Origin of the sequence: Streptococcus sp. k-628 (assembly GCF_013277475.1) — a bacterium.
Taxonomy (GTDB): domain Bacteria; phylum Bacillota; class Bacilli; order Lactobacillales; family Streptococcaceae; genus Streptococcus.
Window position 1 is genome coordinate 1 of sequence record NZ_VMMZ01000040.1, and the last position, 14,472, is coordinate 14,472.

Annotated in this window: 12 protein-coding genes; 8 read left to right on the top strand and 4 right to left on the bottom strand. The window is 42.2% G+C overall.

Features of this window, described 5'->3' with window-relative positions:
* Positions 1 to 71: 71 nt before the first annotated feature.
* Genes HT730_RS06185 through HT730_RS06200 form a run of 4 tightly spaced genes read right to left on the bottom strand, consistent with a single transcriptional unit; the run spans position 72 to position 2,994 of the window.
* Complete coding sequence (locus HT730_RS06185; RefSeq protein WP_173307106.1) at positions 72 to 731, bottom strand: amino acid ABC transporter permease; 660 nt, start codon at positions 729 to 731, stop codon at positions 72 to 74.
* A 9-nt stretch (positions 732 to 740) separates the two neighbouring features.
* The gene (locus HT730_RS06190) at positions 741 to 1,418 is read right to left on the bottom strand and encodes an amino acid ABC transporter permease (RefSeq protein WP_000131137.1); all 678 of its coding nucleotides are present in this window, start codon (positions 1,416 to 1,418) and stop codon (positions 741 to 743) included.
* A gap of 12 nt (positions 1,419 to 1,430) precedes the next feature.
* A complete protein-coding gene (locus tag HT730_RS06195; RefSeq protein WP_173307107.1) occupies positions 1,431 to 2,225 on the bottom strand; it encodes a transporter substrate-binding domain-containing protein in 795 nt (264 codons plus the stop codon).
* Positions 2,226 to 2,235: 10 nt separating this feature from the next.
* On the bottom strand, positions 2,236 to 2,994 hold the full coding sequence (locus tag HT730_RS06200) for an amino acid ABC transporter ATP-binding protein (RefSeq protein ID WP_173307108.1): 759 nt from the start codon (positions 2,992 to 2,994) through the stop codon (positions 2,236 to 2,238).
* A 176-nt stretch (positions 2,995 to 3,170) separates the two neighbouring features.
* On the opposite strand from HT730_RS06200, the gene recJ reads away from it, so the two are divergent.
* From recJ to HT730_RS06240, 8 genes are all read left to right on the top strand, one after another.
* The gene (recJ, locus tag HT730_RS06205) at positions 3,171 to 5,393 is read left to right on the top strand and encodes a single-stranded-DNA-specific exonuclease RecJ (RefSeq protein WP_173307109.1); all 2,223 of its coding nucleotides are present in this window, start codon (positions 3,171 to 3,173) and stop codon (positions 5,391 to 5,393) included.
* Between the two features lie 287 nt (positions 5,394 to 5,680).
* Positions 5,681 to 7,342: a ribonuclease J gene (locus tag HT730_RS06210; protein ID WP_000065626.1), complete on the top strand. Its 1,662-nt coding sequence runs from the start codon at positions 5,681 to 5,683 to the stop codon at positions 7,340 to 7,342.
* A 66-nt stretch (positions 7,343 to 7,408) separates the two neighbouring features.
* Positions 7,409 to 8,188: an alpha/beta hydrolase family protein gene (locus tag HT730_RS06215; protein ID WP_173307110.1), complete on the top strand. Its 780-nt coding sequence runs from the start codon at positions 7,409 to 7,411 to the stop codon at positions 8,186 to 8,188.
* 111 nt (positions 8,189 to 8,299) lie between these two features.
* The gene (locus HT730_RS06220; RefSeq protein WP_173307111.1) at positions 8,300 to 9,520 is read left to right on the top strand and encodes an aminoacyltransferase; all 1,221 of its coding nucleotides are present in this window, start codon (positions 8,300 to 8,302) and stop codon (positions 9,518 to 9,520) included.
* Between the two features lie 4 nt (positions 9,521 to 9,524).
* Complete coding sequence (gene murN / locus HT730_RS06225) at positions 9,525 to 10,757, top strand: peptidoglycan bridge formation alanyltransferase MurN (RefSeq protein WP_173307112.1); 1,233 nt, start codon at positions 9,525 to 9,527, stop codon at positions 10,755 to 10,757.
* 78 nt (positions 10,758 to 10,835) lie between these two features.
* A complete protein-coding gene (locus HT730_RS06230; protein ID WP_173307113.1) occupies positions 10,836 to 11,537 on the top strand; it encodes a M57 family metalloprotease in 702 nt (233 codons plus the stop codon).
* Positions 11,538 to 11,575: 38 nt separating this feature from the next.
* The gene (gene uvrC, locus HT730_RS06235; RefSeq protein WP_173307114.1) at positions 11,576 to 13,417 is read left to right on the top strand and encodes an excinuclease ABC subunit UvrC; all 1,842 of its coding nucleotides are present in this window, start codon (positions 11,576 to 11,578) and stop codon (positions 13,415 to 13,417) included.
* Positions 13,414 to 14,247 (top strand): metallophosphoesterase family protein, encoded by an 834-nt coding sequence (locus HT730_RS06240; RefSeq protein WP_173307115.1) that lies wholly within the window; start codon positions 13,414 to 13,416, stop codon positions 14,245 to 14,247. The genes uvrC and HT730_RS06240 overlap by 4 nt, the downstream gene beginning before the upstream one ends.
* Positions 14,248 to 14,472 lie beyond the last annotated feature (225 nt).

The following is a 14,472-nucleotide window of genomic DNA, read 5'->3' on the forward strand; positions in this document are numbered from 1 at the left end:
AACTGACGAAGTCAGTAACATATATACGGCAAGGTGAAGCTGACGTGGTTTGAAGAGATTTTCGAAGAGTATTATTCTGCAGCTTGTTGCCAACGTTTGGCTAGCATATGAGACAGGCTCGAAATTGCAAGGTTAAAGCTGAAGTAGATGAGGGCAATCAGGATATAAAGACTGAAGACCTGCTCTGGTTCGAAATAACGGCCCATGAGAATTTGGCTAGCTCCAAAGAGTTCTTGTAGGGCGATAACAGAGTAGAGAAGACTGGTATCCTTAATCACGGTTACAAACTGAGAAATGATGGCTGGCAGCATTTTACGGATTGCTTGTGGGAGAATGATGTGGTAGAGGATTTGGGTTGAGGTAAATCCTTGTGACATTCCTGCTTCGTACTGCCCCTTGTCTACGGCATTGAGACCGCCTCGAATAATCTCAGCCAAGGCTGCTGAGGTAAAGAGAGTGAAGGCAGTGATTCCTGCTGGAGTGGACTTCATCTTAAAAACTAAAAAGATAGTGAAAATCCAGAGGAGGTTGGGAACGTTACGCACAAATTCGATGTAAATGCTGGAGATGATGTGCAAGATAGGATTTTTCCCATTTCTCATGACGGCTAGCACGGTACCGATGATAGTAGAGAGGACGATGGCAATCAGAGAAATATAGAGGGTCAAGCCAAATCCTTTAAAGATAAAGACTAGGTTATCTGGGGTCAAAACTTCTAAAATGGATTCCATAGCAACCTCCTAAAGCGAATAGGCTTTTTTGTTAGCTTGCTCCATCTTGCGACCAAACTGGGCAACAGGGAAGCATAGAGAAAAGTAGAGAAGGGCAGCACCTAGAAAGGCTGGGATATAGTTTCCGTTAAGAGCCGACCAAGACTTGGTCACAAACATCAAGTCGACTCCAGAAATGATAGCCACTGTCGAGGTGTTCTTGATGAGGTTGACGATTTGGTTGGTCAAAGGAGGGAGAATAATACGGAAAGCCTGAGGCAAGATAATCAAGCGCATGGCACTGATATAGGTAAAACCTTGCGACAAGGCAGCCTCCATCTGACCGCTAGGAATAGACTGAATACCTGAGCGAATCACCTCAGCGATATAGGCGCCGTGATAGAGACCTACACAGAGTACAGCTGTCCAATAAATTGGAATCATGATGATATGATCACTGATAAGAGGTAGGCCATAAAAAACGATAACAAACTGCACCAAGAGGGGAGTGTTTTGGTAAAACTCCACAAAGATGCGAGCTAAAATGCGCAAAATTGGACGTTTGCTGGTTGACATGGCTCCAAAGAAGATGCCCAAGACCATAGCGAGGATAAAGGATCCAATCGCTAGGGCAAGAGTGAAGAGGAAACCATTGAAAAATTGTCCAAAATCCTGAAAATAGGCTGTCCAAGATGATAAATCTGTCATAGGGTGTCCTCCTTAATCTGCGGTATGGCTAGATGGTTTGAGCTTGTAACGGTCATAAAGTTTTTGCAAACTGCCATCCTTGATCCATTTGGTGACCAAGTTATCAAGATAGTCGTTGAGTTCAGTGTTTGATTTCTTGGTAACGATACCGTAGTCAGATGGCTTGAAACTATCATCTAGTAGAGCTGTCCGTTTACTAGTGTAGCCAGATAGAATCGAGCGGTCAACGGAAAAGGCATCAATACGGTGAGCGTGTAGAGAAGTAATCAATTCTGGGTAGGAACCAAGTTCGACGAATTTAAACTTCAGACCTTTCTTTTTACCCAGCTCAGTAATCAGGCGTTGGGTGATGGAACCTTGGGCGACTCCGATGGTTTTGCCGTTTAGGTCCTCAATCTTTTTGATTTTGGCAGATTTATTGACCAAAAATCCAGAAGCGTCTGTGTAGTAGGGACTGGTAAAGTTGTAGAGTTTTTTGCGCTCGTCTGTGATGGTAAAGGTTGCGATATCCATATCGACCTGTTCATTGTCTAGAAGGGGTCCGCGAGTTTGTGCGGTAACCGGCACATAACGAACCTTGACCTTGAGCTCATCAGCTACCATCTTGGCCAAGTCAGTTTCGATACCAGAATAGGTCCCTGTCTTGGGGTCCTTGTAACCAAAATTGGGAACATCTTGTTTGACACCGACAACCAGTTCGCCTCTCTTTTGAATATCTGCGATACTAGTATCAGCCTGAACTGGTTTTGTAGCAGCAAGGCTGAAAAGGCTAATCAATAATGCTGATAAAAAGAATTTCTTTTTCATAGGCGCCTCCTTATTTGACTTTGTCACTTTCGTGGTTGATGATTTTGCTGAGGAATTGTTGAGCACGAGGTTCGCTTGGATTGTCGAAAAAGTCATCGACATCGGTCGTATCCACCAACACTTCTCCGTCAGCCATAAAGATGATGCGGTCGGCAACTTCACGGGCAAAGCCCATTTCATGGGTAACGACAATCATATTCATACCATCGTGGGCTAATTTTTGCATAACTGCCAGAACATCGCCGATGGTTTCAGGGTCAAGAGCAGATGTTGGTTCATCAAAGAGGAGAAGTTCCGGATGCATGGCGAGTCCGCGTGCGATGGCAATCCGTTGTTTTTGTCCACCAGAAAGCATAGCTGGATATGAATCTTTCTTGTCCCACATATTTACAAATTCCAGATATTTTTGGGCTGTTTTTTCAGCTTCTTTTTTATCAATTCCTAGAACTTTTATGGGTGCTAGTGTTACGTTTTCTAACACTGTTTTATGCGGATAGAGGTTAAAATGTTGGAAAACCATGCCGACTTCCTTGCGAAGGGGCACCAAATCTTTCTGGCTGGCACCAGCAACTTGGTGACCATTTACTAGAAGACTTCCCTTGTCTACAGCCTCCAAACCATTGATGGTGCGGATAAGAGTGGATTTCCCAGAACCAGATGGTCCGAGTAGGACAACGACTTGTCCTTTTTCAAAACGGAGATTGATGTCGCGGAGTGCGTGGTAGTCCCCGTAATATTTATCGACGTGTTCAAATTCTACTAAAGCCATAAGGAATCTCCTTCGTGTTAGATTTTATAACACGATTCTACACCAAAATAATGGCCTTGTCAAATCATATCTGAAAAAATTCACTAAAATGTTATAAAAAAGCAATCTGGATAGAGAAAAAGCCTAAATCGTGTTATAATGAAGCAATAGAATTCTTAGAAAGAGTGGATGTCTTTTTGATAACACCTACTTATGAATGGCAGTTTGCCCCGCAGGTAGAAGATGCGGATTTTACAAAGATAGCCAAGAAGGCTGGGTTGGGTCCTGAGGTGGCTCGCTTATTGTTTGAAAGAGGGATTCAGGACCAAGAAAGTCTGAAGAAGTTTTTAGAACCTTCCTTGGAGGACTTGCACGATCCTTATCTGCTCCATGATATGGACAAGGCAGTGGCTCGTATTCGTCAGGCCATTGAAGAAGGGGAAAATATTCTCATCTATGGAGACTATGATGCGGATGGTATGACTTCGGCTTCGATTGTGAAGGAAAGTTTGGAACAGCTTGGTGCTGAATGCCGTGTTTACTTGCCCAATCGTTTTACCGATGGCTATGGCCCTAATGCTAGTGTCTATAAATATTTTATCGAGCAAGAAGGGATTTCCTTGATTGTGACGGTGGATAATGGGGTTGCTGGTCATGAGGCTATTGAATTGGCCCAGTCTATGGGAGTGGATGTCATTGTCACAGATCACCATTCCATGCCTGAAACTCTGCCTGATGCCTATGCCATCGTTCATCCTGAGCATCCAGATGCGAACTATCCTTTTAAATATTTGGCTGGTTGTGGAGTGGCCTTCAAGTTGGCTTGTGCCCTGTTAGAAGAAGTACAAGTGGAATTGCTTGATTTGGTCGCTATTGGTACCATTGCTGATATGGTTAGTTTGACAGATGAGAACCGTATCTTGGTGCAGTATGGTCTGGAAATGTTGGGGCACACTCAGCGCATTGGTCTACAAGAAATGCTAGACATGGCTGGGATTGCTGCCAACGAAGTAACAGAAGAAACGGTTGGTTTCCAGATTGCCCCTCGTTTGAATGCCTTGGGCCGCTTGGATGATCCCAATCCTGCCATCGATTTGCTGACTGGATTTGACGACGAGGAGGCGCATGAGATTGCCCTTATGATTCATCAGAAAAACGAAGAGCGCAAGGAAATCGTCCAGTCTATCTATGAAGAAGCTAAGACCATGGTGGACTCTGAGAAGAAGGTCCAAGTCTTGGCTAAGGAAGGCTGGAATCCTGGGGTTCTGGGTATCGTGGCTGGTCGTTTGCTGGAAGAACTAGGGCAGACAGTCATCGTTCTTAATATAGAAGACGGTCGTGCTAAGGGCAGTGCTCGTAGTGTGGAAGCGGTCGATATTTTTGAGGCTCTGGATCCTCATCGAGACCTCTTCATCGCCTTTGGAGGTCATGCTGGCGCTGCAGGAATGACGCTGGAAGTTGAGAAACTTTCAGATTTATCTCAGGTTTTGGAAGATTATGTCCGTGAAAAAGGCGCAGATGCTGGTGGCAAGAATAAGTTAAACCTAGATGAAGAGTTGGATTTGGAGACTTTGAGTCTTGAAACAGTCAAGAACTTTGAGCGCTTGGCACCTTTTGGAATGGACAATCAGAAACCTGTCTTTTATATCAAGAATTTTCAGGTCGAAAGTGCCCGTACTATGGGGGCAGGCAATGCTCATCTCAAGTTGAAAATTTCCAAAGGTGAGGCGAGTTTTGAAGTGGTAGCCTTTGGCCAAGGCAGATGGGCGACAGAGTTTTCTCAAACCAAAAATCTAGAGTTGGCAGTCAAATTGTCTGTCAATCAATGGAATGGTCAAACTGCCCTCCAGTTGATGATGGTGGATGCGCGTGTGGAAGGTGTTCAACTCTTTAACATTCGTGGGAAAAATGCAGTCTTGCCAGAAGGGATTCCAGTCTTGGATTTTGCTGGAGAACTGCCAAATCTGGCGGCTAGTGAAGCTGTTATCGTAAAAACCGTTCCTGAGGATATTACTCAGCTGAAGACCATTTTTCAGGAACAGAATTTCTCTGCTGTCTATTTCAAAAATGATATTGACAAGGCCTACTATCTGACAGGTTATGGGACTAGAGATCAGTTTGCCAAATTGTACAAGACCATCTACCAGTTCCCAGAGTTTGATATTCGCTACAAGCTGAAAGATTTGGCTACTTATCTTAATATCCAACAAATCTTGCTGGTCAAGATGATTCAAGTATTTGAAGAGCTAGGCTTTGTGACGATCAAAGATGGTGTCATGACAGTCAATAAAGAGGCACCAAAGCGGGAGATCGGAGAAAGTCAGATTTATCAAAATCTCAAACAAACCGTCAAAGACCAAGAAATGATGGCGCTAGGTACCGTGCAAGAAATTTATGACTTTTTAATGGAAAAAGAATAGCAGATGGAAAAGAGTTGGGCAACCAGCTCTTTTTTGAAAATAAATCTTCATTTTGAAAATCATCAAAAAAATGGTATAATGGTAGGAAAAGATTCGGCTAATACTCAATGAAAATCAGATAGCAAACTAGGAAGCTAGCCGCANNACGAAGTCAGTAACCATATATACGGCAAGGCGAAGCTGACGTGGTTTGAAGAGATTTTCGAAGAGTATAAAAGTAATAGTGCTTTTAGAATAAAAGGGCAAGCAACCCTATAATCAAGATAAACTAAGATTTTGGAGGAAAAATGAGTAATATTAGTTTAACAACACTTGGTGGTGTACGTGAAAATGGGAAAAATATGTACATTGCTGAAATTGGAGAGTCCATTTTTGTTTTGAATGCAGGGTTAAAATATCCCGAAAATGAACAATTAGGGGTCGATGTGGTGATTCCAAAGATGGACTACCTTTTTGAAAATAAAGATCGAATTGCTGGGGTATTTTTAACTCACGGACATGCAGATGCTATTGGTGCTCTGCCTTATCTCTTGGCTGAAGCCAAGGTACCTGTATTTGGCTCTGAGTTGACCATTGAGTTGGCAAAGCTCTTTGTCAAAGGAAATGACGCAGTCAAGAAATTTAATGATTTTCATGTTATTGATGAAGATACGGAGATTGATTTTGGTGGGACAGTGGTTTCCTTCTTCCCTACGACTTACTCCGTTCCAGAGAGCCTGGGAATTGTCTTGAAGACAGCTGAAGGTAGCATCGTTTATACAGGTGACTTCAAATTTGACCAGACAGCTAGTGAATCCTATGCGACAGACTTCGCTCGTTTGGCAGAAATCGGTCGTGACGGCGTCCTGGCTCTCCTCAGTGATTCGGCCAATGCGGACAGCAATATTCAGGTGGCTAGTGAAAGTGAAGTTAGAGATGAAATTACCCAAACCATTGCTGACTGGGAAGGTCGTATCATCGTTGCAGCTGTTTCCAGTAACCTTTCTCGTATCCAGCAGATTTTTGACGCTGCGGATAAAACAGGTCGACGTATCGTCTTGACAGGATTTGATATTGAAAATATCGTCCGCACAGCGATTCGTCTCAAGAAGTTGTCTTTAGCCAACGAAATTCTCTTGATTAAGCCGAAAGATATGTCTCGCTTTGAAGACCATGAGTTGATTATTCTTGAGACAGGTCGTATGGGTGAACCTATCAATGGACTTCGTAAGATGTCGATTGGTCGCCATCGTTATGTAGAAATCAAGGATGGGGACCTGGTCTATATTGCTACGGCTCCGTCTATTGCTAAAGAAGCCTTCGTTGCGCGTGTGGAAAATATGATTTATCAGGCAGGAGGGGTTGTCAAATTGATTACCCAAAGTTTACATGTATCAGGGCACGGAAATGCGCGTGATTTGCAGTTGATGATCAATCTCTTGCAACCCAAGTATCTCTTCCCAATTCAAGGGGAATACCGCGAGTTGGATGCCCATGCTAAGGCTGCTATGGCAGTAGGTATGTTGCCAGAACGCATTTTCATCCCTAAAAAGGGAACCAGCATGGCTTATGAGAATGGAGACTTTGTCCCAGCTGGAGCAGTTTCGGCAGGGGATGTCTTGATTGACGGGAATGCCATAGGTGATGTTGGAAATGTGGTTCTTCGTGACCGTAAGGTCTTGTCAGAGGATGGCATTTTCATCGTCGCAATTACAGTTAACCGACGTGAGAAGAAAATTGTGGCCAAAGCTCGTGTTCATACACGTGGATTTGTTTATCTTAAGAAGAGCCGGGATATTCTCCGTGAAAGTTCAGAATTGATTAACCAAACGGTAGAAGACTATCTTCAAGGAGATGACTTTGATTGGGCAGATCTTAAAGGGAAGGTTCGGGATAATCTGACCAAGTATCTCTTTGATCAAACCAAACGTCGTCCAGCTATTCTACCAGTAGTCATGGAAGCAAAATAATCGTTAAAATAAGTAGAGAGAAAGTCGAATTTCGGCTTTTTCTTATAGAAAAATAGAGGAAAAATTATGGCAGTAATGAAAATCGAGTATTACTCACAAGTTTTGGATATGGAGTGGGGAGTGAATGTTCTCTATCCTGATGCCAATCGAGTGGAAGAACCAGATTGTAAAGACATTCCCGTCTTGTACCTCTTGCACGGGATGTCTGGCAATCATAATAGTTGGCTCAAGCGGACCAATGTAGAACGCTTGCTTCGGGGGACTAATCTCATAGTCGTCATGCCCAATACCAGCAACGGTTGGTACACCGATACCCAGTATGGTTTTGACTATTACACAGCTCTAGCAGAGGAATTGCCACAGGTTCTGAAACGCTTCTTCCCTAATATGACTAGCAAGCGTGAAAAGACCTTTATCGCTGGTCTTTCTATGGGAGGCTACGGCTGCTTCAAACTGGCTCTTGCGACAAATCGTTTCTCTCGTGCAGCTAGCTTTTCAGGCGCCCTTAGCTTTCAAGATTTTTCTCCTGAAAGCCAAGATTTGGGAACACCAGCTTACTGGAGAGGTGTGTTTGGGGAGATTAAGGATTGGACAGCTAGTCCTTATTCTCTTGAAAGTCTGGCTAAAAAATCGGACAAAAAGACCAAGCTTTGGGCTTGGTGTGGTGAGCAGGATTTCTTGTACGAAGCCAATAATCTGGCAGTGAAAAACCTCGAAAAAATAGGATTTGATGTGACCTATAGCCATAGCGCTGGAACTCACGAATGGTATTATTGGGAAAAACAATTGGAACGGTTCTTAGCAACCCTACCGATTGATTTCAAATTAGAAGAGAGATTGACTTAGTTTGAACTTCAGCATAGTGGGAGTAGAACTAAAATAAAATATGTTTTCACTAGACTTTTCAAACGAAAGTAGTAGAATAGTAATAAGATACTGGAGGAAAGAGAGTAGGAAATGTACCGTTATCAAATTGGCATTCCCGCATTAGAATATGATCAGTTTGTCAAAGACCATGAATTAGGCAATGTATTACAAAGTAGTGCTTGGGAAAAAGTGAAGTCTGATTGGCATCATGAGAGATTTGGTGTCTATGAAGAGGGGAAGTTACTGGCTGTGGCTAGTATTCTCATAAAATCTCTGCCTTTAGGCTATAAAATGTTTTATATTCCAAGAGGTCCTATATTGGATTACAGGGATATAGAACTTTTAAAGTTTGTCCTGCAGTCTATTAAGTCTTATGCTCGCAGTAAGAGAGCGGTTTTTGTGACTTTTGACCCAAGTATTTGCCTATCTCAAAGTTTAATCAATCAGGAAAAGACAGAATATCCTGAAAATCTGGCTATTATTGATAGTTTGCAACAAATGGGAGTAAGCTGGTCAGGAAAAACAGAGGAAATGGGAGACACCATTCAACCTCGTATTCAGGCTAAAATATACAAGGAAAATTTTGAAGAAGATAAACTTTCCAAGTCAACGAGGCAAGCTATTCGAACAGCACGAAATAAGGGGGTAGAGATTCAATTTGGTGGAACTGAATTATTGGAGTCTTTTTCCTTTTTGATGAAAAAAACCGAGAAGCGAAAAGAGATTCATTTGAGGAATGAAACCTATTATAAAAAATTGTTAGATAATTTTAAGGATAAGGCCTATATCACCTTGGCAACCTTGGATGTCTCTAAACGTTCGCAAGAATTAGAAGAACAGTTAGCGAAAAACAGAGCCTTGGAAGAGACCTTTACTGAGTCAACTCGCACTTCAAAAGTAGAAGCGCAGAAGAAGGAAAAAGAACGTTTGTTAGAGGAATTGACCTTCTTGCAGGAATATATAGATGCAGGTCAAGCGAGAGTTCCTTTAGCGGCTACTTTGAGTTTGGAATTTGGTAATACCTCTGTCAATCTATATGCTGGTATGGATGATGATTTTAAACGTTACAATGCACCAATTTTAACTTGGTATGAAACGGCTCGCTATGCCTTTGAGCGAGGTATGTTGTGGCAAAATTTAGGTGGTGTTGAAAACTCTCTCAATGGTGGACTTTATCATTTTAAGGAAAAATTTAATCCAACGATTGAAGAATATTTGGGTGAATTTACAATGCCTACCCATCCTCTCTATCCTCTGTTAAGACTTGCTCTTGATTTCCGTAAAACATTAAGAAAAAAACATAGAAAGTAAGTATATGGCACTAATTACACTCACGAAAGAAGAGTTTCAAGCTTATTCTGGTCAGGTTTCTTCTCGTTCCTTTATGCAATCGGTCCAGATGGGGGACTTGTTAGAAAAAAGAGGAGCTCGAATTGTTTATCTTGCTTTGAAACAAGCAGAAGAAATTCAAGTTGCAGCTCTGGTTTATAGCTTGCCCATGCTGGGTGGTCTGCATATGGAGCTCAATTCGGGGCCGATTTATACCCAACAAGATGCTCTTCCAGTTTTTTATGCGGAGTTAAAAGAATATGCCAAGCAAAATGGTGTATTAGAGTTGCTTGTAAAACCTTATGAAACTTATCAAACTTTTGATAGCCAAGGTAATCCGATAGATGCTGAGAAAAAAAGTATTATTCAAGGTTTGACTGATTTAGGTTATCAATTTGATGGATTGACAAGAGGTTATCCAGGTGGAGAACCAGATTGGTTATACTATAAAGATTTGACTGAATTAACTGAAAAGAACTTGCTTAAAAGTTTTAGCAAAAAGGGTAAACCCTTGGTGAAAAAGGCTGAAACGTTTGGCATTCGGTTGAAAAAGTTAAAACGTGAAGAACTATCGATTTTTAAGAATATAACAAAAGAAACCTCTGAGCGTAGAGAATATAGTGATAAAAGTTTAGAATACTATGAGTATTTTTATGATGCTTTTGGAGAACAAGCGGAGTTTCTCATAGCAAGCTTGAATTTTTCGGACTATATGAGCAAATTGCAAGGTGAACAAAGTAAACTAGAAGAAATCTTGGACAAGTTGCGACTTGATTTGAGTAAAAATCCTCATTCTGAGAAAAAACAAAATCAACTGAGAGAATACTCTAGTCAATTTGAAACGTTTGAAGTTCGAAAAGCAGAAGCGCGAGACTTGATTGAAAAATATGGAGAAGAAGATATTGTTTTAGCCGGGAGTTTATTTGTTTATATGCCTCAGGAAACGACTTACCTCTTTAGTGGTTCCTACACTGAGTTTAATAAATTCTATGCCCCTGCACTGCTTCAAAAATATATTATGTTGGAAAGCATAAAACGTGGAATACCTAAATACAACTTCCTAGGGATTCAAGGGATTTTTGATGGTAGTGATGGTGTTTTGCGTTTTAAACAAAATTTTAATGGCTATATTGTACGCAAAGCGGGTACTTTCCGTTACCATCCATCGCCTTTAAAATACAAAGCTATCCAGTTACTCAAAAAAATAGTAGGACGTTAAGATGAAAAGGCCAGTATTTAGTTTTCTTTCAGCTTGTTTTAGTAAAATAGACTTTATTTGCTAGAAAGGTGGAGGGATATGCGCTGGCTTTTTCGTTTGATAGGGGCTTTCTTTTCTTTTGTGTGGCGTTTGTTTTGGCGCCTGGTTTGGATAGTTGTGCTCTTATGTGCGCTTGCTTTCGGACTTCTCTGGTATTTGAACGGGGATTTTCAAGGAGCGCTAAAGCAAGCAGAACGGTCAGTAAAGATTGGTCAGCAAAGTATCGACCAATGGGAAAAAACAGGGCAACTGCCTAAGTTGAACCAGACAGATAGCCACCAGCATTCTGAAGGAAGGTGGCCGCAGGCTTCTGCTCGTATTTACCTGGATCCCCAGATGGATTCACACTTTCAAGAAGCTTATGTAGAAGCGATTCAGAATTGGAATCAAACGGGTGCTTTTAACTTTGAAATTGTCACCGAGTCCAGCAAGGCAGATATCCTAGCTACGGAGATGAATGACGGAGGCACTCCTGTGGCAGGAGAGGCAGAAAGTCAGACCAATCTCTTAACAGGGCAATTTTTATCCGTAACGGTGCGTCTGAATCATTATTATCTATCCAATCCAAATTATGGTTATTCCTATGAGCGCATTGTCCATACAGCAGAACATGAGTTGGGTCATGCGATTGGCTTGGACCATACAGATGAAAAGTCTGTCATGCAACCTGCGGGTTCCTTTTATGGTATCCAGGAAGTGGATGTTGCAAACCTTCGAAAAATATATGAGACTAGTGAGTAGGGAACAATCTTTCCCTACTTTTTTGCTATAATGGAACTATGAATAACTTGATTAAATCAAAACTAGAGCTCCTGCCGACCAGCCCTGGTTGTTACATTCACAAGGATAAAAATGGCACTATTATCTATGTAGGAAAGGCTAAAAATCTGCGTAACCGCGTAAGATCTTATTTCCGTGGAAGTCATGATACCAAAACAGAGGCCTTGGTGTCTGAAATTGTAGATTTTGAATTTATCGTTACGGAGTCCAATATTGAGGCACTTCTCCTAGAAATCAATCTGATCAAGGAAAATAAGCCTAAATACAATATCATGCTCAAGGATGATAAGTCCTATCCTTTCATCAAAATCACCAATGAGCGTTATCCTCGTTTGATCATCATCCGTCAGGTCAAGAAGGACGGCGGTCTTTACTTTGGTCCCTATCCAGATGTGGGAGCAGCCAATGAAATCAAGCGACTACTGGATCGGATTTTCCCTTTTCGTAAGTGTACGAATCCACCGTCTAAGGTCTGTTTTTATTACCATATAGGCCAATGCATGGCCCACACTATCTGTAAGAAGGATGAGGCTTATTTCAAGTCTATGGCTCAGGAGGTTTCTGATTTTCTAAAAGGACAGGATGATAAAATCATCGATGACCTCAAGGGCAAGATGGCAACGGCAGCCCAGACTATGGAATTTGAACGCGCGGCGGAATACCGTGACCTAATTCAGGCGATTGGAACGCTTCGAACCAAGCAACGGGTCATGGCTAAGGATCTCCAAAATCGCGATGTCTTTGGCTACTATGTGGACAAGGGATGGATGTGTGTTCAGGTTTTCTTTGTTCGTCAGGGCAAGCTTATTGAGCGCGATGTCAATCTTTTTCCCTACTACAACGATCCGGATGAGGACTTTCTAACCTATGTAGGACAATTCTATCAAGAAAAATCTCACCTAGTACCCAATGAGGTACTAATTCCGCAGGATATTGACGAAGAAGCCGTCAAGGCTTTGGTGGATACCAAGATTTTCAAACCCCAGCGTGGAGAAAAAAAACAACTGGTCAATTTGGCTATAAAGAATGCTCGAGTCAGCCTAGAGCAGAAATTCAACCTGCTAGAGAAATCTGTCGAGAAGACCCAAGGAGCTATTGAAAATCTAGGACGTTTACTCCAAATCCCGACACCAGTCCGCATCGAGTCCTTCGATAACTCCAACATCATGGGAACTAGTCCTGTTTCAGCCATGGTGGTCTTTGTCAACGGCAAACCAAGTAAAAAAGATTATCGTAAGTATAAAATCAAGACTGTCGTTGGGCCAGACGACTATGCCAGTATGAGAGAAGTCATTCGCAGGCGCTATGGTCGAGTACAGCGTGACGGTTTGACTCCTCCAGATTTGATTGTGATTGATGGGGGACAAGGTCAAGTCAATATTGCCAAGCAAGTCATCCAAGAGGAGCTGGGTTTGGATATTCCAATTGCTGGGCTGCAAAAGAACGACAAGCACCAAACCCATGAATTGCTTTTTGGAGATCCACTTGAGGTGGTGGAGTTGTCTCGCAATTCTCAGGAATTTTTCCTCCTCCAACGCATCCAAGATGAGGTGCACCGCTTTGCCATTACTTTCCACCGCCAACTGCGCTCCAAAAATTCCTTTTCATCACAACTGGATGGAATTGACGGTCTGGGACCTAAACGCAAGCAAAATCTCATGAAGCATTTCAAGTCTCTGACAAAAATCAAGGAAGCCAGTGTGGATGAGATTGTCGAAGTTGGGGTACCAAGAACAGTCGCAGAGGCTGTTCAGAGAAAGTTGAACCCGCAGGAGGCAGAAGCCTTGCCTCAAGTGGCGGAAGAAAGAGTAGATTACCAAACGGAAGGAAAAACATCATGAACCATAAAATCGCAATTTTATCAGATATTCATGGCAATGCGACGGCGCTAGAAGCAGTGATTGCAGATGCTAAAAATCAAGGAGTTAGTGAATACTGGCTTCTGGGAGATATTTTTCTTCCTGGTCCAGGCGCAAATGACTTAGTCGCACTGCTAAAGGACCTTCCTATAACGGTAAGTGTTCGAGGCAATTGGGATGATTGTGTCCTGGAGGTCTTGGATGGGCAATACGGTTTGGAAAATCCGCAAGAAATCCAGCTCATGCGCATGACTCAGTTTTTGATGGAGCGAATGGATCCTGCAACGATTGTCTGGCTACGAAGCTTGCCTTTGCTGGAAAAGAAAGAAATTGAGGGATTGCGCTTTTCTATCTCTCATAATTTGCCAAATAAGAACTATGGTGGTGACTTGCTAGTTGAGAATGATACAGAGAAATTTGACCAACTCCTAGATGATGAAGTTGACGTGGCAGTCTATGGTCATGTTCACAAGCAGTTGCTTCGTTATGGCAGTCAAGGGCAACAAATCATCAATCCAGGGTCGATTGGCATGCCCTATTTTAATTGGGAAGCGTTAAAAAATCACCGTGCCCAGTATGCCGTGATAGAGGTTGAAGATGGGGAATTGGTAAATATCCTATTTCGTAAAGTCGCTTATGATTACGAAGCGGAGTTAGAATTGGCCAAGTCCAAGGGGCTTCCCTTTATCGAAATGTATGAAGAGCTACGAAGAGAAGATAACTATCAGGGGCACAATCTGGAACTCTTAGCCAGCTTAATAGAAAAGCATGGGTATGTAGAGGATGTGAAAGATTTTTTTGATTTTTTGTAAGAGTTTCCTAAAATAACCAATGCAAATTAAAAACGATTGGCTGGCCCAATCGCTTTTAATATATCTTATACTCAATGAAAATCAAAGAGCAAACTAGGAAGCTAGCCGTAGGCTGCTCAAAACACTGTTTTGAGGTTGCAGATAGAACTGACGAAGTCAGTTACATATACCTACGGTAAGGCGACGCTGACGTGGTTTGAAGAGATTTTCGAAGAGTATTATTCT

Excerpts from the sequence above, each read along its gene's own strand:
- HT730_RS06185 (WP_173307106.1), bottom strand. The coding sequence starts at position 731 with ATGGAATCCATTTTAGAAGTTTTGACCCCAGATAACCTAGTCTTTATC.
- HT730_RS06190 (WP_000131137.1), bottom strand. The coding sequence starts at position 1,418 with ATGACAGATTTATCATCTTGGACAGCCTATTTTCAGGATTTTGGACAA.
- HT730_RS06195 (WP_173307107.1), bottom strand. The coding sequence starts at position 2,225 with ATGAAAAAGAAATTCTTTTTATCAGCATTATTGATTAGCCTTTTCAGC.
- HT730_RS06200 (WP_173307108.1), bottom strand. The coding sequence starts at position 2,994 with ATGGCTTTAGTAGAATTTGAACACGTCGATAAATATTACGGGGACTAC.
- HT730_RS06210 (WP_000065626.1), top strand. The coding sequence starts at position 5,681 with ATGAGTAATATTAGTTTAACAACACTTGGTGGTGTACGTGAAAATGGG.
- HT730_RS06215 (WP_173307110.1), top strand. The coding sequence starts at position 7,409 with ATGGCAGTAATGAAAATCGAGTATTACTCACAAGTTTTGGATATGGAG.
- HT730_RS06220 (WP_173307111.1), top strand. The coding sequence starts at position 8,300 with ATGTACCGTTATCAAATTGGCATTCCCGCATTAGAATATGATCAGTTT.
- murN (WP_173307112.1), top strand. The coding sequence starts at position 9,525 with ATGGCACTAATTACACTCACGAAAGAAGAGTTTCAAGCTTATTCTGGT.
- HT730_RS06230 (WP_173307113.1), top strand. The coding sequence starts at position 10,836 with ATGCGCTGGCTTTTTCGTTTGATAGGGGCTTTCTTTTCTTTTGTGTGG.
- uvrC (WP_173307114.1), top strand. The coding sequence starts at position 11,576 with ATGAATAACTTGATTAAATCAAAACTAGAGCTCCTGCCGACCAGCCCT.
- HT730_RS06240 (WP_173307115.1), top strand. The coding sequence starts at position 13,414 with ATGAACCATAAAATCGCAATTTTATCAGATATTCATGGCAATGCGACG.